Source organism: Bacillus sp. 22-7 (genome assembly GCF_010628845.1).
Lineage (GTDB): Bacteria > Bacillota > Bacilli > Bacillales > Cytobacillaceae > Cytobacillus > Cytobacillus firmus_B.
In genome coordinates this window covers 103251-122538 of the sequence record NZ_NJQY01000009.1, presented here as the reverse complement: position 1 = coordinate 122538, position 19288 = coordinate 103251, and the positions used below count along the sequence as shown (strand labels likewise).

Annotated in this window: 19 protein-coding genes; 3 read left to right on the top strand and 16 right to left on the bottom strand. The window is 41.1% G+C overall.

Annotation, left to right across the window (positions count from 1 at the left end):
- Window positions 1-63: 63 nt before the first annotated feature.
- Window positions 64-633: a YppG family protein gene (locus CE058_RS08285; protein WP_048008332.1), complete on the bottom strand. Its 570-nt coding sequence runs from the start codon at window positions 631-633 to the stop codon at window positions 64-66.
- Between the two features lie 318 nt (window positions 634-951).
- Between CE058_RS08285 and CE058_RS08280 the strand changes: the two genes are divergently transcribed.
- Window positions 952-1167 carry a YppF family protein gene (locus tag CE058_RS08280; protein ID WP_048008331.1) on the top strand — a complete coding sequence of 72 codons (216 nt, stop codon included), beginning with the start codon at window positions 952-954 and terminating at the stop codon, window positions 1165-1167.
- Between the two features lie 23 nt (window positions 1168-1190).
- On the opposite strand, the gene CE058_RS08275 is transcribed toward CE058_RS08280, so the two are convergent.
- From CE058_RS08275 to CE058_RS08265, 3 genes are all read right to left on the bottom strand, one after another.
- Window positions 1191-1568, bottom strand: a complete 378-nt coding sequence (locus tag CE058_RS08275; protein ID WP_048008330.1) for a YppE family protein — start codon at window positions 1566-1568, stop codon at window positions 1191-1193.
- Between the two features lie 71 nt (window positions 1569-1639).
- The gene (locus CE058_RS08270) at window positions 1640-1903 is read right to left on the bottom strand and encodes a hypothetical protein (RefSeq protein ID WP_048008329.1); all 264 of its coding nucleotides are present in this window, start codon (window positions 1901-1903) and stop codon (window positions 1640-1642) included.
- 468 nt (window positions 1904-2371) lie between these two features.
- Window positions 2372-3364, bottom strand: a complete 993-nt coding sequence (locus CE058_RS08265; protein WP_163141890.1) for a DUF2515 domain-containing protein — start codon at window positions 3362-3364, stop codon at window positions 2372-2374.
- 178 nt (window positions 3365-3542) lie between these two features.
- Between CE058_RS08265 and recU the strand changes: the two genes are divergently transcribed.
- Both recU and CE058_RS08255 read left to right on the top strand, forming a co-directional pair.
- Window positions 3543-4154 (top strand): Holliday junction resolvase RecU, encoded by a 612-nt coding sequence (gene recU / locus CE058_RS08260; protein WP_095244652.1) that lies wholly within the window; start codon window positions 3543-3545, stop codon window positions 4152-4154.
- A 40-nt stretch (window positions 4155-4194) separates the two neighbouring features.
- A complete protein-coding gene (locus tag CE058_RS08255) occupies window positions 4195-6891 on the top strand; it encodes a penicillin-binding protein 1A (protein ID WP_163141887.1) in 2697 nt (898 codons plus the stop codon).
- 36 nt (window positions 6892-6927) lie between these two features.
- On the opposite strand, the gene CE058_RS08250 is transcribed toward CE058_RS08255, so the two are convergent.
- The 12 genes from CE058_RS08250 to panB all read right to left on the bottom strand — a co-directional run bounded on the left by CE058_RS08250 (window position 6928) and on the right by panB (window position 19052).
- The gene (locus CE058_RS08250) at window positions 6928-7377 is read right to left on the bottom strand and encodes a YpoC family protein (RefSeq protein WP_227888270.1); all 450 of its coding nucleotides are present in this window, start codon (window positions 7375-7377) and stop codon (window positions 6928-6930) included.
- 68 nt (window positions 7378-7445) lie between these two features.
- Window positions 7446-8102, bottom strand: coding sequence for an endonuclease III (gene nth, locus CE058_RS08245; protein WP_048008324.1), 657 nt, complete (start codon window positions 8100-8102; stop codon window positions 7446-7448).
- Window positions 8103-8153: 51 nt separating this feature from the next.
- Entirely contained in the window at window positions 8154-8864 is a 711-nt protein-coding gene (locus tag CE058_RS08240) for a DnaD domain-containing protein (protein WP_163141884.1), read from the bottom strand.
- Between the two features lie 178 nt (window positions 8865-9042).
- Window positions 9043-10335, bottom strand: coding sequence for an asparagine--tRNA ligase (gene asnS / locus CE058_RS08235; RefSeq protein WP_156185103.1), 1293 nt, complete (start codon window positions 10333-10335; stop codon window positions 9043-9045).
- A gap of 166 nt (window positions 10336-10501) precedes the next feature.
- Window positions 10502-11686 (bottom strand): pyridoxal phosphate-dependent aminotransferase, encoded by a 1185-nt coding sequence (locus tag CE058_RS08230; protein WP_163142081.1) that lies wholly within the window; start codon window positions 11684-11686, stop codon window positions 10502-10504.
- A gap of 57 nt (window positions 11687-11743) precedes the next feature.
- On the bottom strand, window positions 11744-12217 hold the full coding sequence (locus tag CE058_RS08225) for a cell wall elongation regulator TseB-like domain-containing protein (RefSeq protein WP_048008320.1): 474 nt from the start codon (window positions 12215-12217) through the stop codon (window positions 11744-11746).
- 15 nt (window positions 12218-12232) lie between these two features.
- The gene (locus tag CE058_RS08220) at window positions 12233-12403 is read right to left on the bottom strand and encodes a YpmA family protein (RefSeq protein WP_163141881.1); all 171 of its coding nucleotides are present in this window, start codon (window positions 12401-12403) and stop codon (window positions 12233-12235) included.
- 303 nt (window positions 12404-12706) lie between these two features.
- The gene (locus tag CE058_RS08215; protein WP_048008319.1) at window positions 12707-13555 is read right to left on the bottom strand and encodes a ComEC/Rec2 family competence protein; all 849 of its coding nucleotides are present in this window, start codon (window positions 13553-13555) and stop codon (window positions 12707-12709) included.
- A 438-nt stretch (window positions 13556-13993) separates the two neighbouring features.
- The gene (gene dinG / locus CE058_RS08210; protein WP_163141878.1) at window positions 13994-16795 is read right to left on the bottom strand and encodes an ATP-dependent DNA helicase DinG; all 2802 of its coding nucleotides are present in this window, start codon (window positions 16793-16795) and stop codon (window positions 13994-13996) included.
- A 168-nt stretch (window positions 16796-16963) separates the two neighbouring features.
- Window positions 16964-17347 (bottom strand): aspartate 1-decarboxylase, encoded by a 384-nt coding sequence (gene panD / locus CE058_RS08205; protein WP_048008317.1) that lies wholly within the window; start codon window positions 17345-17347, stop codon window positions 16964-16966.
- A gap of 14 nt (window positions 17348-17361) precedes the next feature.
- Window positions 17362-18219, bottom strand: a complete 858-nt coding sequence (gene panC / locus CE058_RS08200) for a pantoate--beta-alanine ligase (RefSeq protein ID WP_048008316.1) — start codon at window positions 18217-18219, stop codon at window positions 17362-17364.
- Window positions 18216-19052 (bottom strand): 3-methyl-2-oxobutanoate hydroxymethyltransferase, encoded by an 837-nt coding sequence (gene panB / locus CE058_RS08195; RefSeq protein WP_048008315.1) that lies wholly within the window; start codon window positions 19050-19052, stop codon window positions 18216-18218. Before panB ends, panC begins: the two co-directional genes overlap by 4 nt.
- Window positions 19053-19288: the final 236 nt, after the last annotated feature.

Below are 19288 nucleotides of genomic sequence, written 5' to 3'. Positions count from 1 at the left end.
TTAATCTTTTTTCAAGTCTGATTTTTTAAAACATAAAAAAAAGGCCGGTGCGGCCATGATCCTTTAAGCTTTAAATATTCCGCCAATCCCTTTAACCATGGATGATACCTGTGTGACTGCAGACATCATCTGGCCTGCTGTGTCTACCATTTTATTAAGATCCAGTGATCCGTCCTGGGCTTTAAACGAATTCATAATGCTTTGCACGCCAGATGGCTGTTTTGGAATGAAGGATTGCTTTGGATATGGATTCATGTATGGCATTTGCGGAGCAGCTGGCTTACTTGGCTGATTTCCATAATAATCTTCAGATTCTAGCGGATTCTGAAAAATCCCTGCATTTTTTGATCCTGTATGTGAGTAATATCCGGAATCAAAATTTTGCTGCGGATAGGGCTGGTGCGGAAAACTCTGCGGCATTCCTGTCATTTGCTGCGGCTGCTGGTATTCCATGTTAAAAGGCGAATAATAAGGATTATACTGTTCGGCAGCTTGGTTATAATTCTGCAATGGCTGCTGCCTCATATAATATTGGCCATTGGGCCCCATATAAAATGGATCAAAGTATACATTTTGATTTAAATGGCCGTATGGCTGTATATGGTTCGTTCTATTCATTACTCCGCCAAACATGGGCAAACATCCTCCCCATTCAATAAGATAAGTATATTAGCGATAATATCAGGCAATAGCTTTCTTATTATCACCACTACAATATATGAATGATTTGCCCAGAATGTGAAAGGAGTAAAATATGAGTAAAAAAGGAAGCGCTTTCCGATTTTGTCTAACTATGATGAAAGATGTCGGAAGTTTGATTTTTTTAAAAACGATGAAAAATAAATTTTCATGTTAGGATATAAAAAACAAATTGTTTCTTGTCCGCTTTTTCATTTACCGGAATGCGGGGAAGAAATTTCTCCGCGAATCTATTCTAGAGGAGGCAATATCATGAATGTTCACGAACTACAAATGAAGTTTCATCAGCTGCGGGAGTATACTCCTGAAAATGTTAATGAATTATTGGATTTTGCTAAAAAGGCCTATATCCATAATGAAATTTCCAGTACAGATTATCGAAATCTCGTTCGTGAGCTCGAAGCTCAAGGAGCGGCCGTTCCAGAAAGCTACAGAGATAATACCCTCCAGGATTCAGTAAATGCATAAGAATTTAATGAAGGGAGCCTGATTCAGGTTCCCTTTTTTTCATCACTTAATAATATTATCAACTGCTTTAACACATACACAGCCGAATTAACATAATTAATAAATCTGGTTCTGCTTGTTTCAGGAAAAAATGCCTGAATGGAAACCATTTCAATATGTTCAGAAGCAGATTCAATCTGCTGTGAATAAAGATTTCGTGGTTTATGAATGCTAACCCACTCCCGGGCTTCTTCTTTCCATCTGTCATTTATGGATTTAACCTCATCAGCAAAAGGTTTGACTTCATTATAAAAATCACCCTTTTCACCTGATTCCTTAGCCTGTTTATACCTGCTGTCCGAGATCTCCACATATTCAAGCAGCATTTCTGTCATTTGCAGCAGGGAATTTTCATTTACCATGGGCTTCATCTCCAAAAATAAAAGTAGCTAGTCAATTTTAGCTACTGAAGGATACTGCTATTCTATTCCACTTAGAAGCCGAGTTCAAGCTTCATTCGTGCCGATCTTTTTGCGCTCTCTATACTGTCTGCCTCAGACCTGATTGCCGTCATATCTTCTTCAATCACTTCGAGCCTGCTTTCACAAGCCTCTATTTTTTCTGACTGTTCATAATACCAATCCTGCCGAAGTCCTGACAAATTAGACTCCAGTACATTTTCAAGCTCTTCAAGCTGATCATATATTTCTGAAAGCATGGCCAGCAATTCATCTTTTTCTACCATTTTTCCCTGCATTCAAAAAACCTCCCGATTTCTTTTTCCCCTTGCCATCTGCCATAAATACAATGAAGGATACAGTGAAAATTTGCTTTGTGCCTACATAAATTCTATCTTCCCAGAAGGTTTCCTCCATGCATGACAAAACTAGAAGTGATTCGCCAAAGAAAGTACTTATTTGCATAGAAGCGGCAAGGTTTCGACAGCCTCCTAAGAATGAAAATAACATCATTGAACAAACTAATGAACGGAGGTGTTATGTTATGGCAAAAAAAGAAAAACAAAATAAAGTTCAGCCAAAAAAGCTGGAAGAAACAAAAGCAGGCTATGGCAATAAAAAGCTTGAAGGTCCTGACCGCCCTTCAACTTAATAGAACAAAAGCGGAAGAGGGTTGGCTTCTGACCTCGAGGGAGCAGGCGCTGGAGCTGGATGCAGACACAAAAAAGCAAGGAACTCCTTGCTTTTTTGTTTGCAGTTTTATTCTGTTAACAAATTGAGCGAAATATTTTTCCCAGCTTGGCAGCCTTGTGAAGCTGGTCCTGCTTATGCAAATACCATTTTTTAATATGGACGGGATGTTTTAGGACAACCGATTCTGATGTCCATTTACTCTTTATGCGTTTTTTGACAGACCAATCAGTAAATTGATGTATGTGATGAGTGATTATTGGGTATGTACAGCGTAAGAAAGGGGTAGTTCTCCGTTTTCTTCCCTTAAAGTATTTCTCATAATCATGCCTTGAACCAGTATGAACCGTGTTAAAAGCAAATTCATACACGTCGTCATAATAACTTGTGTCAAATAATATTTCTGCCAGCCGTTTTCCAAGATCAATTCTTTTGGACACAGAGCGGAAACCATTAACACTCGCCCCGTATAATTCCCCTTTGCAAGTAGGGAAGATGACTGAACTAAAATGAAGATAATCCTGAAAGGAAAAAAGCAATGTATGAAAAACTTTATTTTTATAAATAGAATGCTCCATTACAGGCTCTTGAATAACATTTTGTTCGTTAATAATCAGTGAAATCATTAATCTCTTTTTATTTCTATTTTTCCAGAAATACAGCCACTCCTTTTCCATAAAGGCCGATACATGAAAAGTTTTTAATAAATGAAACATTGGCCTATTTAGTTTCGTCGAATAATGATAGAGGAGCAGCTGGGGAAATGCATCCTGAAAAATCAGCCAATTGGCCCTTTCATATGTAATATAAAGCATATCCCTGAATTTCTTTCCTATCAATTTAGGAAAACAGCTTCCTTCAAGATCGCACATATTCCAGCCGGCATTACGGGATACCATGGAGGCCAGGAACGCCCAGCGTATTTCAGGGTGCTTTTTGTAAAAATGAAAATAAGCTTCCGTTCTCGAGATATTGTCCATGTTATATTTGGCTGTCATTTTCATAATATGATCCTTTATTGCCTGTTCCTTTTTTTCATGTCTGTTCAGGAATTTCCCAGAAAGAAACACCGCAATTCACCTCAGAAAATGAATGTTCTATATTTGGGCATCAGGCAGCATCCGGGCAAAACCGGAAAATACTGCTTAACTGGAGTTTCCTATATACTTTGTTATTTAGAACTTTTTATTCAACCAAATCATGCGTACTTTTGTTATCATAGGGAGTAGCTTAAAATGAGGTGAATGCATGAATTTCCACTATCCTAATGGCAGGAGATATACCCCGCCTGCTAATAGCGCCAAAAAACTGACTCCAGAGAAGAAATGGACATACAGCAATCGCGGAATGACACTGGAGGAAGATATAAATGAAACCAATGAATTCTATTTGGAACATGGAATAGCCACTATTCATAAAAAGCCCACGCCTGTTCAAATCGTACAGGTCGATTATCCAAAGAGAAGTGCAGCCGTTATTAAAGAAGCTTATTTCAAACAAGCATCAACAACTGATTATAATGGTGTGTATAAAGGCAGGTATATTGATTTTGAAGCAAAAGAAACCCAGAACACGACCTCCTTCCCTTTAAAGAATTTTCATGAGCACCAGGTAAAGCACATGGAGAAAGTTTTAGCCCAGAAAGGGATTTGTTTCGTCCTCCTCCGCTTCTCGGCTACCGAAGAAGTTTTCCTGTTAGAGGCACATCATCTGCTCTCATATTGGGAGAGAATGAAGGATGGGGGGAGAAAATCAATCACCAAGGGTGAAATTGAAATGAATGGCCATTACATTCCGCTTGGATTTCAGCCCAGAATTGACTATATTAAGATAATAGATTATCTTTATACCCTTAAATAATTAATTTACAGTTCCATTGTCAGAAAGGATGAACATAGATATGACAGAAAAATATCAATCAAGGGAGGAGCGCCGCAAACAGCAATCCAAGCCTAAAAAGAAGGGCAAGAAAAAAGGCACAGGCACTTTTAAACGTATTTTCCTTATTTTAATTGCCCTCGGAATTGCTGGAATGCTCTTAGGAGCAGGCGCTTTTGCATTTATGGTGAAAGACTCACCAAAGCTTGATGAAAAATTGCTGAAGGATCCCATTTCTTCACAGATTTACGATATGGAGGGCGAATTCATTACAGATGTAGGCTCGGAAAACCGGGATTATGTCGCATATGAAGACATTCCAAAACTTGTGGAAGACGCCTTTTTAGCAACTGAGGATGTCCGCTTTTATAAACATAATGGAATGGACTTAATCCGTTTAGGCGGTGCTGTTATCGCAAATGTTACGCGCGGATTTGGTTCTGAAGGGGCAAGTACGATTACCCAGCAGGTGGTAAAGAACTCCTTCCTGAATAATGAAAAAACGCTTAGCAGAAAAGCCCAGGAAGCCTGGCTTGCCTTCCAGCTTGAACGCAAGTATACAAAACAGGAAATCTTTGAAATGTATGTAAACAAGATTTATATGTCTGAAGGCCATGGGGTATTAACGGCATCGAAAATTTTCTTCGGTAAAGAACTTAGTGAGCTGGAACTGCATGAAGCTGCCCTCTTAGCCGGCATGCCGCAAAGCCCGAACAATTATAATCCTTTTGATCATCCTGACAAAGCAGAGAAAAGGAGAAATATTGTCCTTTCACTGATGAATCAGCATGGTTTTATTACAAAAGAAGAAATGGAAGCAGCCCAAAAGGTTCCTGTGGAATCTACTCTTGTGGCTGAAGAAAAAAGAGAAACAAACGAATCAAAATATGATTCTTTCATCGATGTTGTCTTGGACGAAGTCGAAAAAAAATACCCGGATCTTAACCCATATTCTGACGGGCTGAAAATCCATACGACACTCGATCCAAATGCACAGAAACACGTAGAAAACATTTTAAACACTGATGCAGCAGTAGCGTATCCAGATGACGAATTCCAAGCAGGAATCACCCTGCTTGATACCAAAACTGGGGAAATCAGAGCAATCGGAGGAGGACGCAATCAGGAAGTAAAACGCGGCTTTAACTTTGCCGTGGATCAAAAAAGACATGCCGGTTCAACCTTTAAACCAATTGTCGATTATGGACCAGCAATCGAATATCTAAAATGGGGAACTTACCAGACAATAGTTGATGAACCTCACACATATTCCGGAGGTACAGAAATCAATAACTGGGATGGAAAACACATGGGTCCTATGTCCATGCGTGAGGCCCTTGCCCGCTCACGCAACATTCCGGCTCTGAAAACACTTCAGGAAGTCGGGACTGATAAAGCATTGGAATTCACCAATAAATTAGGCATTCCAATGAAAGAGATGTATGAGTCCTATTCTATCGGCGCTTATGAGGTTTCTTCTCTTCAGGTAGCCGGTGCATACAGTGCATTTGGTAATAATGGCTTCTACACTGAACCACATGCCATCAAGCAAATTGAAATGCGTGACGGCACGAAGCTTGATTTGAAACCTGAATCTGAAGTAGTGATGAAGGATTATACAGCATTTATGATCAGTGACATGCTGAAAAGTGTAGTTAAATCTTCTTACGGAACGGGCCGTCTGGCTGATGTACCTGGATTGCCTGTTGCAGGGAAAACAGGGACTACAAACTATACGGATGAACAGGAACAGGAATTTGGAATACCTCAAGGTGCCGTGCCTGATGCCTGGTTTGCAGGCTATACAACTAATTATACAGCAGCTGTCTGGACCGGCTATCAGGATAGAAAAAATTACATCCCGGCCGGCGATGAGCAAAAAATTGCTCAAAAGCTTTTCAGCAGCTTAATGGCACATGTTTCAGAAGGAAAAGAAACGGAAGACTTCAAGGCCCCTAACTCTGTAGAGAAGGTAGCCATTGAAAAAGGCAGCAATCCTGCCAAACTGGCAAGCCAGTACACACCTAAGGAGCAAATCATTTATGAGTACGCTGTAAAAGGCAATGCTCCGACACAAGTGTCCGAGAAGTTTGATAAACTGGACTCCCCTTCTGGACTGTCAGCGAACTTTGACCAGGATGCAAATGAGATCACATTATCATGGAATTACCCGGAAGACGCAGAAGGCACTCAATTTGAAGTGACTGTATCCGTAAATGAAGGCGGAGATCAGCAGCTTAGCGTTACTTCAGAAAAAGGCTTAAAAATTGCCAACCCTCAGCCAGGTGCTGTGTATACCTTTAAAGTAACAGCATTTAACGGTGACCAGCAAAGTGATCCTGCTTCTGTAAAAGTAGAAATCCCTGACCCAAGTCTCATCGAAGAAGATGAAACGGAAGATGAAGGGCAGGAAGGAACGGAAGAAGAAGAACAGGAAGATCAGGACAATCAAAATGGTGAAGGCGGCCAGGACGGAAACCAGGATGGCGATGGTTCTGGAAATGGTAATGGTGAAGGTTCCGAAGATGGCGATACAGGTACTGGAGACGGTGAAGGAGCCGGAAACGGTGATGGTGAAGGTTCCGGAGATGGCGATACAGGTACTGGAGATGGCGATACAGGTACCGGAGCAGGAACTGGAACTGAAACTGGCGGGACTGGCGGCGACACCGGAGGAGATTCCGACAACGGATCTGAATCCAGTGGCGGCCGTAATTAAATAAAGCTTATAAAAAAGCGCTGATTCAGTTTTGAATCAGCGCTTTTTCTTCATTTTTTCTAATGCCAGCATCCTCATATATTGCTTCTCCATTTCAGCTATAAGTTCAGACAGCTGTATGTAAGAATGATAAAAAGCCGGACGTGCAAAAATGAAATCCAGCCGTTCTTTACTATTCACTGGCTTTATTGACAACTCTCCGGAATCGGACAAAAGGTTTACCGGCTTCCCGTTTGTCCAATAGAGCATCTGTAAAAACAATCCCAAAGATACTTTCATCGGATCTAAAGCAGCTTTCCGGTCCCGGTTTGTGAAGTGCATACCAAGGAGATTCTTCTGTCCTGCCCACTCATCAAACAAAACCGGAATATAATTAGCATTGTTTTCCCAAGGTCTTACTGCAGGGATACCTGCATAAAAAGCCGCTTCGTATAAAAAGGGCGGCAGGGGCTGGTAAGCGAAAAGAGATTCTTGGTTTACAGCCACTGAATCACCCCTTTTATAAAACAGGGAATGGCATAATTGTTCTTTAACAGGTATGACGATTTCTCCGGTCATTTTGCCTGCTTCACCTTCATTCGTTTTTTGCCTTCCCGGCATAAATCGAGCAGCGGGCATATTTCACATTGAGGTTTTTGTGCCTTACAGTGATATCTTCCAAAAAAGATCATACGATGATGTGTAACTGACCATTCATCCATCGGCACTTTCTTCATCAATGCCTTTTCAACTTCCAGTACAGAGTCCTTCCAGCGGCAGAAACCAAGCCTTTTGCTGACTCGTTCAACATGAGTATCAACCGCAATGGCAGGCATCCCAAAAGCCACTGAGACAACGACATTAGCTGTTTTGCGGCCTACTCCGGGAAGCTTTGTCAGCTCGTCTCTGTCTCGCGGCACTACCCCTCCGTATTCATCGAGAAGCAATTTGCATAGCTTTTGGATATTCTTGGCTTTGTTTCGATAAAGACCAATGGAGCGGATATCCTCCTGCAACTCCTCTATGGAAACATTCAGGTAATCCTCGGGGGTTTTATACTTTTGGAACAGGTTCCTTGTCACTTTGTTAACCAGTGCATCAGTACATTGTGCAGACAGTGCCACTGCTATGACCAGTTCAAACGGGTTGGAATGATTCAATTCGCAATGTGCCTCCGGGAACATTTCTCCCATTGCATCAAGGCAGTGTCTAATTTGTGTTTTATTTAACAAAGAAATCACCAACTTACTATCTTCATTATTTTTTCGGGCAGCAGTGCCTGCTTACTGTTCAAGCCAATTATAAAAGGGAACAGATTTCGTTGTCTGTGACGGAGTATCCTCCCTCTTTGTCCTTTGCTGTGCTTGATTCTGCCTGAATTTTTTCCCATAGCTTTTAGCCTGTTCAATCGTTTTTATGCCGTTCTTTTTCCATTCAAAAAGGATCCTGTCTATATATCTGAAATTCAGTTTACCGGAAAGGACAGATTCTCTTAAGGCAGCTTTTATAATATGGGGATCATGGTGGTCATCATCCATCCAAAGAGCAAGTGTTTCACATTCAAAAGGTGAAAGCGGCCTGCCAAACTCCCTTTCAAAGCAGGTATAAAGATCTGTTTCCTCCTGCTGCATCTTAGCAGCTTCCTCTTTTTTACCGCTGAGCAGAAACTGATCAATGAGCTTCTCCCAAAGCGGATCAAGATGGTAACTTTCATATCTGATTCCATCGGCAGAGTAGCTATCTTTAATATCAATAAAGCCTTTTTGGATTAATTTTCTTAGCATTTCTGTACATTCAGCCACAGAAATGGTCATTCGGGAAGATAATTCTACAGGGGTGGGAAATTTATTTCCATGTTCAATATAGGAAATTACATGAAGTATCAGGACGAGTTCATGCTCATTCAAATTCATTTCTTTATATTGTGAAAGCAGGACTCCAGGTATTGAAATATTACCTTCCTGCAGCCATTTTAATAAACTATTTTTAGACATTCGGGACACCTCCTTCTCAGTATATCATGAACATAGTGACCAAAGTGAGTTGAAAAAACGGTAACTTTTCCATGAAGATTCAGCTTGACTGCCTTCTTCTGAATGTTCTAACGAAACTAGAAGAAGCAAAAAATCCGCGGGAGGCGGATTTTTGCTTAATTTATTCATTCACTTTTTATTATGGATATAGGCGGTTTAATAATCGAGGGAACGGAATTGTTTCACGTACATGCTCGACGCCGCTGATCCAGGCAACTGTTCTTTCAAGCCCAAGGCCAAATCCTGAATGAGGCACTGAACCATATTGGCGAAGCTCCAAGTACCACTTGTAAGCATCCAAATCTAATTTATGTTCATCAATGCGCTGCTTAAGCAGGTCATAATCATGTATCCGCTCAGAGCCGCCGATGATTTCTCCATATCCTTCAGGTGCAATCAAGTCGGCACATAGTACAACATCTTCTCTTGAAGGATCCGGCTGCATATAGAAAGGCTTCAGTGAAGTTGGATAGTGCGTGATAAAGACTGGCTTATCATAGCTTTCTGCAATTGCAGTCTCATGCGGTGCTCCAAAGTCGTCCCCCCACTGAATATCATCGAAGCCCTTTTCCTGAAGAAACTTAATTGCTTCATCATACGTTATGCGAGGGAATGGAGCTGTAATTTTTTCAAGCTTCTCTGTATCACGGCCAAGTGTTTTAAGTTCAATTGAACAATTCTTAAGTACGGACTGAACAATATGAGCAACATATTCTTCCTGAACTTTTAAGTTTTCATCAAATTCGCAGAAAGCCATTTCAGGTTCAATCATCCAAAATTCGATTAAATGACGGCGGGTTTTCGATTTTTCAGCACGGAAAGTCGGGCCGAATGAAAATACTCTTCCAAGAGCCATCGCAGCTGCTTCCATATAAAGCTGGCCGCTTTGGGATAAATAAGCATCTTCATCAAAATACTTGGTCGCAAAAAGCTCGGACGTTCCTTCCGGTGCGCTGCCCGTCAGAATTGGCGGGTCAACCTTGGAAAACCCTTGCTCATTGAAAAACTCATAAGTTGCCCGGATAATTTCATTTCTGATTTTCATGACTGCATGCTGACGGCGGGACCGAAGCCACAAGTGGCGATTATCCATAAGGAATTCAGTTCCATGCTCTTTTGGCGTAATAGGATAATCGACAGCCTGATGAAGAACTTCAAGGCCTGTAACCAGCATTTCAAATCCGAAAGGAGAACGCTCGTCCTTCTGGATTCTGCCCGTCACATATACGGAAGATTCCTGAGTGACTGATTTAGCACCTTGGAAGATTTCCTCCGGCACTTCCGCTTTTACTACAACACCTTGAATAAATCCTGTACCATCGCGCAGCTGCAAAAACGCAATCTTCCCGCTTGAACGCTTGTTGGCAATCCAAGCACCAATAGTAACTTCCTGGTCAACATATTTATGAACTTGAGAAATTGTTGTTTTTATCAATTTAAGTTCCCTCCAAAAAAATCTAAGCAATCACTTCTTATGTATCGCTATATATTATACCTTCAAGCACATTGACAAGCAATAACAGTAAATTAGTAAACGCTCTAATTAGGCTGAAAACATAGAAGGAAGCCGGATACGATCCGGCTTTCCCGTTTTACTATTATTTTAAGTTTCTTTCAACAAATCCGCGCATCCGTTCCACTGCCTTTTCTAATAACTCAAGAGAAGTTGCATAGGATAAACGGATATTATCCGGAGCGCCAAAACCTGATCCAGGAATGACTGCAACCATCGCTTCCTCCAGAAGAGCCTCCACAAATTCATCGACACTCGCAAATCCGGTCAATTCTGCTGCCTTTTTTACATTAGGAAACAGATAAAATGCACCTTGTGGCTTTACACAGGTAAAACCCGGAATGCTGATTAATTTATCATAGATAACGTTTAGTCGATGTTCGAATGCTTCTCTCATTTCTTCTAGTGTATCCTGCGGCCCGGCATATGCAGCGATTGAGCCATATTGTGCTGTTGTTGTCGGGTTGGATGTACTGTGGCTGGCAAGGTTGGTCATGGCTTTGATAATACTTTTATTGCCTGCAGCATATCCAATTCTCCAGCCTGTCATAGAATGAGATTTAGATACCCCGTTAATTATAATGGTTTGTTCCTTAAGCTCAGGTGAAAGCTCAGCAATTGAAGTATGCTGATGGCTGCCATAAACCAGTTTTTCATAAATTTCATCAGAAACAATCAGAACATTATGCTTTAAACATACCTCTCCAAGCTCCTTTAATTCCTCTGCAGAATAAAGCATGCCTGTCGGGTTGCTTGGAGAGTTGATAATAACAGCCTTGGTTTTATCAGTTATGCTTTTGGCCAGCTGTTCCGGAGTGATTTTAAAGCCATTTTCTTCTCTTCCCTCTGCATAAACAGGAACACCCCCGGCTAGTTTAACCTGTTCAGGATAGCTGACCCAATATGGAATTGGGATAATGACTTCATCCCCTTCATTCAGCAAGACCTGGAACAGTGTATATAAGCCATGCTTTGCCCCATTGGTTACGATGATTTGTGAAGCATCATATTCAAGTCCCTGATCTTTTTTAAACTTGTTTGCGATTTCTTTCTTTAATGCTGGAAGCCCTGCCGATGGTGTATATTTTGTATGACCCTCATTCATTGATTTCACGGCAGCATCAATGATATGCTGTGGCGTATTAAAGTCCGGCTCGCCTGCTCCCAATCCGATAACATCATGTCCCTGGGCCTTTAGCTCTTTTGCTTTAGCAGTGATTGCCAGAGTTGTTGATGGTGTTAATGCTTTTACTCTTTGTGCCAATTGAATCTCCATTGCTTGCTTCCTCCCGATTTTCTCCTGCATTGTGGCGGTGAATGCCTTAGGCTACAGGTTTTCAATTTTTTTCAGCCATTCCCCTGTTTTAAAATCTATATAGTAATAATTTATTAAATTACTGCCGGAACGGTAATGAATTTCCCATAATGGAATATTTTTCTCCATTCCCAGCCGAACAGACACGATCTCAGCAGCATTTTTCTCTTGCTTGAGCCTGTTAATGGCTTCATTTTTGGAAATTCCATCAGATTGCTTCAGTGAGACGATTTTTCCCTTTTTTTCCGGAATCCAGACATATATGCTTGTACCATCATGGTCTTTGCCTTCAATCACATAGAAGGTCTCTGTTCCATGATATAAATTGAAATCTTCAGCTTCAGAAAGATCCGTTTCCTGTTTTGCAATCTCAACTGCCTTTGATTCTGCTGCCCTCACTGGCTTCGTGCTGTTTAAGTAAATGAAAGAGCCTGCTCCAATGCTTATGACAAGCAGAATAATGATACCCCATAAAATTTTTTTCATGTCTCAATCACTCTTTTATGTACGATAAATCGTAAAAATCGCTTTATTTTGGTCTTCCTGATCAAGCGCCAAACCGAACATCAAGTCTTTTTCTTTTAACGTTCTATTCAGTGCATCAACAATTTTATACAGATCCGGGCTATGCTGGATCTTCACCGTAGATAAAACCTCAATTTTGCTTTCCATTCTGGAATTCCTCCTCAGCCTCTACAATATTTGTAACTTATATACCCAACCGTTAAGGTTAAACTAATTTTACAAAGAAATAATTCTCAGTAACAGTATAACAGCAGAAATGATCAACTGGTATTAAAACAATACAAATTTTCTTCTGGTCCACCACGTCATGCTGCGCCATAAGCGCAGCTTTTTCGTTTCCTGCCTTTTCAAAAGGCAGGAACTTAGCTGAGTTACATTAATTAGCCGCCAAAAATTAATTGCCTTCACAAAATCTTCCCTGGGAATTTTTCATGAAGGTTCATTTTCTGTTTATTTGAACTCCTCATCCGGGAAAATCGTGAATAGCTCATAATTAACGTCTGTAAATTTGATGGTGACCGTACCGTGCTTTCTTGTATAATATACATCAACCCAGGCATCATTTAACAGCCGAAACAGATCTGAATCATGTTTTATGGATGGTCTATAAAAAAGAATAGCGATCTGGGGATCCAGATGTTTAATCATCTCTTCTGATATAGAGCCATTCCCTCCAAACGCAGGAAGTTTAACAATATTAACATTTGATAACTTTTTTTTCATAAGAAATTCTTTGGCTTCCGGACTTGTCGAGTTCATAAACAATACCCGATGTCTTTGGAATATAAAAGAAATATCCATTCCTTCCCCCAGGTCACTGCCTTCGTATAAAACTTCTGCATGTAATCCCGGAAAAAGCTGCTGCTTCGCATTTTGTTTCCAGGCATGACAATCGAGATCACTTATTCCTTTTTCAGACTTCAGTTCTGAAAGGGCAGATTCATTCGCTATAATTTCCCTTACCCCAAAGTTTTTAATAAGCCATTTAAGGCTTGCCTTATTATATAATTCTTCATCTGTCAGGATGACTGCTGAAATCTGATTAACGCCATATAATTCAAGAAGCTTTCTTAATTCACCCTCAGTTCCCTGCCCACCGGTGTTAATGAGGATTTTTTCGTCATTTCCATGATGAATTAAGGCAGACTCGCCATCCGATAGAGAAAAAAACGTAATAGCCAGTTCATCATTTTTTAGTTTTAGGTCAATGCTTTCCACTTTAACAGGAACTGCCGGTGAATCTTTCGGTATGTAATACCAATTCGCAAACAGCAGCATAAAGGCGAACAGCACGTTCATCTTTCCATCCTCCTACATTGAAACAAAAGCAGACTGAGGGTTTATTTAAAAGGCTCTTTTCAAAGATTGTTGTTTTTGGTTAATGAATTTAGCCCGTTGATTTCCGCTCCAGGCACGCAGCGAACCCGCGGGGAGGAATGCGAGCCTCCTCGGCTTCGCCTGCGGGGTCTCACACTTCCCTCTCCTCCCGCAGGACATTGAATAAGCTTCCTAGATTGAACACCGCACGAAGGAAATGCGTCAGCATTTTCGAGGATCAAGTGTCCACAGCGAAGATCAACTCAGCAAATTAACTAAGTTATGAAAAAGCTACATATCACAAATAGCCATTTAAAATTAAAACCCAACAAATTTATAATGTGTTAATCATCTAAATTTATCCTGCATTACAGACCTTTGTTCATCATAAAGGAATGAAAGTGAAAATACACAAAACGTTTATAGCCAATTATTAATCAAATCAACAATTTCATCAATATGGCTTTTCTCGACAGGAATGGGAGGAATGGAATCCAGGAATGCTTTCCCATATCTTGAGGTGATGATTCTCCGGTCAAATATCACGATGACTCCCCTGTCGGAACTTGTTCTGATTAATCTCCCTACACCCTGCTTAAAGCGGATAATTGCCTCGGGCAATGAGTATTCGGAAAACGGGTTTTTTCCTTTATTGGCAATTTGCTCATTTTTTGCCTGTGCCATTGGTTCATCAGGCGGTGAAAAAGGCAGTCTTACAATAACAAGACAGGAAAGATCCTCACCCGGGATATCCACACCTTCCCAAAAGCTGCTTGTCCCTAAGAGGATGGCTTTATCAAAACGCTGGAAATTTCTCGTTAGCCTTGACCTGCTCCCGCTTGTCACACCCTGGGCGATGATAGCATAGTCCTCCAGAAATCCTGATTCCTTAATAAGCTCATGGGTTTTCCTTAACATTTCATGCGAAGTGAAAAGAATCAGCATTCTTCCCTTTGCTGCTTCCGCAATGGAAATAATATGCTCGGTTATGGAGGCCACATACTCCTCGAGCGGTACTGCATTAACTTCAGGCAAATCATCAGAAACCACTAGTTTAACCTGATTCTGATAATCAAAAGGAGATTGAATCTGCTTTAGAGTGCATTGCTGTTCCTCCAGACCTAATTCTTTTACGATAAAACTAAAGGAATTTTTTACAGATAAAGTGGCAGATGTAATGACCGCACTTTCCTTTCGGCTGAAGAATTGATCTTTAAGGTATTCAGAAACCGATACTGGCTGTGCATAAACCGTTGTGGCATTTTGTGCTGCGCGTGTATCCATTTCTACCCATACAACAAATTCGGAGGCCGGCAAATGAAAGATATGCTTTAAGTCTTCTTTCATATCCCGCAAATCATCCAAAATAGAAGCCACTTCCTCCATTAATGCCTTTTCCTCAAGAGACAGGACCGATTTAATTGCTGAAACTGCGCATACACGACTGTCTATCGCCTGGATTAAATCCTTAAGCATAAATCCAAAACGTTCGGCACCCGCTAATACAGCCTTCGTTTCCTTATTGGCAGTACTATTATTAAATCTTACTGAAATTCGATTTACGCTTTTTTTGGCTTTATTGTACTTCTTAGCATAAATCGCTATTATTCTGAACAAATCATCCATTTCATGAAGAATATCAGCTATTAATTGGTTGACTTCAAAAGAATGCATGAAATCATCCCGTGTCCCTGCTTTCTCTTCCACCAGCTTCTCAAGCTTATAATAGAGCTGTTTCTGTTCCATCATTCCAATTTGTCCAAGCATCAGCCGCACTGATAAATAATCCAGCTTGTTTCCGAAATGTTTCCCGGAAGCCTTAACAAAATGATGCCCTTCATCGATCACCACATGGCTGAATTCCGGCAAAATAGCAGTACTTGCTGTAAGATCCGTTAATAGCAGTGAATGATTCGTAATAATGATATCTGCCTTTTGTGCTTCCTTTCTTGCCCTCAAATAAAAATCTCTCGATATCCACGACTTATCCTGCAAAAAAGCTGTTTCATCATTCTTTATTCTGCTCCAGTAAATCATCCCGCCGCTTGACAGGTTTAATTCATCAATATCACCAGTGTCAGTCTCCAGAAGCCATACAAGAATCTGCATTTTGCTGAGGATTGTATCATAATTATCTTCATCATCTCTTAGTGTTTGAACGAACCTCGCGAGGCTGATATAGTGGCTTCTCCCCTTCAGCAATACAGTACTAAGCGGGAATGACAGCATTTTTTGCAGCAGAGGAACATCCTTTGAAAGCAGCTGCTCCTGCAGCTGTGTTGTATATGTACTGATAATGACAGTTCTGCCGCTCTCCTTTGCATGTAAAGCCGCCGGAACAAGGTATGCCAGGGATTTACCAACACCAGTTCCTGCCTCTATTAATGCATGCTGTTTATTTTTGAAGGCTTCATAAACCGAATCCATCATGATAAACTGGCCTTGCCTTTTTTCATAGGACGGGAAAGCTTTAACGAACAACGCCTGTTTTTCCTCTTCACGGAAAGGAAAGGCCTGAAGTCCGGATCCTGCAGATTCCTGTGGTTCTGTTCCTTTTTTTAAAGCAATACCTCTGTGAACTTCAATGTCATCTGCCAATTGCTCAATCTTGCTTTCATTAATTAAAATGTGCTCGTCCAATAATATATCCAGATCACTTTTTAAGCCTCCAGACAGCTTATGCAGCCGTTCTATGGTGGTATGAGGAAGGTTTTTAAGCTTGTTTAACAATATTAACAGGAGCTCAGCGGTAACATATGCATCGCTGTCAGCCTGATGGGGGCGTTCATGATCAAGGCCTTCCCTGAGTGCGAGATCCGATAATTTGTAGCTATCTGCGGTGGGAAAAAGAATTCTGGCCATCTCCACTGTATCAAGAACAGGACCGTAAAACCCGTTATATCCCGCCTCAATCAATTCTTCCTGTAAAAAGGACAAATCAAATAAAACATTGTGAGCCACAAAATAGGCACCCTCGAGCAAAGTCAGGACTTTAGGGGCAATCTCCGAGAAAAGCGGGGCATTCTCTACCATTTCATCTGACAAACCTGTCAGTTCTTCTATGAAAGGGGGAATGGATTGCTCCGGGTTTATAAGGGAGGAATATTGCTCTGTAATTATTCCGTTTTCGATCACCACAGCAGCGAATTGTATTATTTTATCGCCTTTTTTCGGGGCGTTACCGGTTGTTTCCAAATCCACTACAACATATTTATTACCCATGGCTAACACCTCTATATTCAGTCATTCAAAAGGTATCATAAAAACGGTAAAAGAAAAAGGCAAATCCTTTTTCTCTTTATTTTCTTCCACCTGCTTAGGTCCCTTATTCACTGACTATTATAAAAAAGAGCCGAAGCTCCTTAAGAGTTCCGCTCTAGTTAAAATACATTATAGCACTGTACTTTCAGGCTCTGCATGTATCATGTCAGCGATGCGATTGCTGCTGTCCATTATGGCTACCTTTGGTTCATGATAAGGCACCTTGTCATCCGGAACAAGAGCATAAGAAATGATAATGACAATATCGCCTTCCTGAACAAGACGTGCAGCTGCACCATTCACGCAGATTACTCCGCTGCCTCTTTCCCCTGGGATAATATAGGTTTCAAATCTAGCACCATTGTTATTATTAACGATTTGAACCTTTTCATTAGGTGCCATTCCTACCGCTTCAATAATGTCCGTATCAATTGTGATGCTGCCAACATAATTCAGATTGGCTTCTGTTACTGTTGCACGATGGATCTTGCCATTCATCATGGTGCGAAACATGCTGCCTTCCTCCCTTAGCTTTCTTTTTTCACTGATATTATTGCGTTATCTATTAAACGGGCCTTTTTGAATTTAACGGCCATAGCGATAATGATTTTCTCTTCCAAACAGGAAAGCTGTTTAAGATCTGGATAGGATAGAATCTCAATATAATCTATTTCTCCGCTTGTGTTTTTTTCAATAAATTCCCTGATGCTGCGGAGAATCCTCGCTGGATCGTATTCCCCTTCAGCTATTAGAGTCTCCGCCATTATAAGACTTTTATAGAGAGCAGATGCCTGATCGCGTTCTGCCGGCAGAAGATGCACGTTCCGTGAGCTCTTAGCAAGACCATCTTCTTCCCTGACGGTCTGAACAGGGATAATCTCCACTGGAATATTAAGATCTCTTACAAGCCCGTCAACGACAGCCACCTGCTGGGCATCCTTCATCCCAAAATACACTTTATCCGGCTGAACAATGTTGAACAGTTTTATCAGAACTGTGGCAACACCATCAAAATGGCCGGGCCGTGATTTTCCGCATAAAACATCTGTCCGCTCCTGTACCTTAGCCGTTACCGACAGTGCTGCAGGATACATATCTTCTGCTGAAGGAAAAAAAAGATAATCGCAGCCCTCTTTCTCTGCAAGGCTGCTGTCACGCTCTAAATCCCTTGGGTATGTCGCTAAATCTTCTTTAGGTCCAAATTGCAGCGGATTGACAAAGATGCTGACCACTGTAACATCGTTTTCTTTCCTGGCATTCTGTAATAACGAAAGATGGCCTTCATGCAAATAGCCCATTGTGGGGACAAACCCGATTGTTTTTCCTTCCCTCTTAAGCTGTAAAGCAATCCTTTGCATTTCTCTTATATCAGTAATCGTTCTCATGCTTTTCCTCCATACAGACTCAGCAGCTCTTCCTCTTTCATCCTGAAAGAATGGGAATCATCAGGAAATGCTCCATTCTTCACTTCATCGGAATATTTAGTAAGGCTGTCGCCGATAATCGGATTCAGATTTTCATACTGTTTCACGAACTTTGGAACACGATCTACACCGTATCCTAATACATCATGGTACACAAGGACCTGTCCATCGGTATCCTTGCCGGCCCCGATTCCAATGACTGGAATCGTCAATTCTTCCGTGATCTGCCTTGCCAGCTGTTTTGGAACACACTCAAGGACAAGAGCAAAGGCTCCGGCTCTCTCACATTCCCTGGCATCATCAATCAGCTTTCTGGCTGCTTCAGCGTTTTTCCCCTGGACCTTATAGCCTCCAAGGACCCCCACGGATTGTGGTGTCAGGCCGAGATGGGCAACAACAGGAATGCCTGCTTTTGTTAACGCACCAATTTGTTGTGCGACTTCATCACCGCCTTCAAGCTTAACAGCATGTGCACCTGTCTCCTGAATGAGCCTTGCCCCATTTAACAGTGTATCTTTTACGGACAAATGATAGCTCATAAACGGCATGTCAATCACAATGAATGTATGTTGTGCCCCTCGTTTAACAGCTTTTCCGTGATGAATCATATCCTCCATCGTAACAGGAACGGTTGAATCATAGCCCAGCACTACCATCCCAAGCGAATCCCCAACAAGTATCATGTCCACGTTGGCTTTTTCAGCCTGTTTGGCAGCAGGGAAATCATAGGCGGTCAGCATGACAATTTTCTCATCATTTTCCTTCATTTTTAAAAAGTCTGTTGTTTGCTTCATCATTCGTCCTCCTTATGCAGGAAGAGGCAATAAAACTATAATGAGTTATAAAAACAGAACATTAAAAAAATCCTTCTGTCGGCAGAAGGATTTTACATTAGCTCATATATCAGTTCATCCCTCTGTCCCGGTCCATTTTTTGGATCTAGGCAGATATATTATATTTGCGTTTCCTTAAGAAAGGTGCAGTTCTGTTAAGGATACTGCCCATAAAAAGTATATCAAAAAGGCAATTG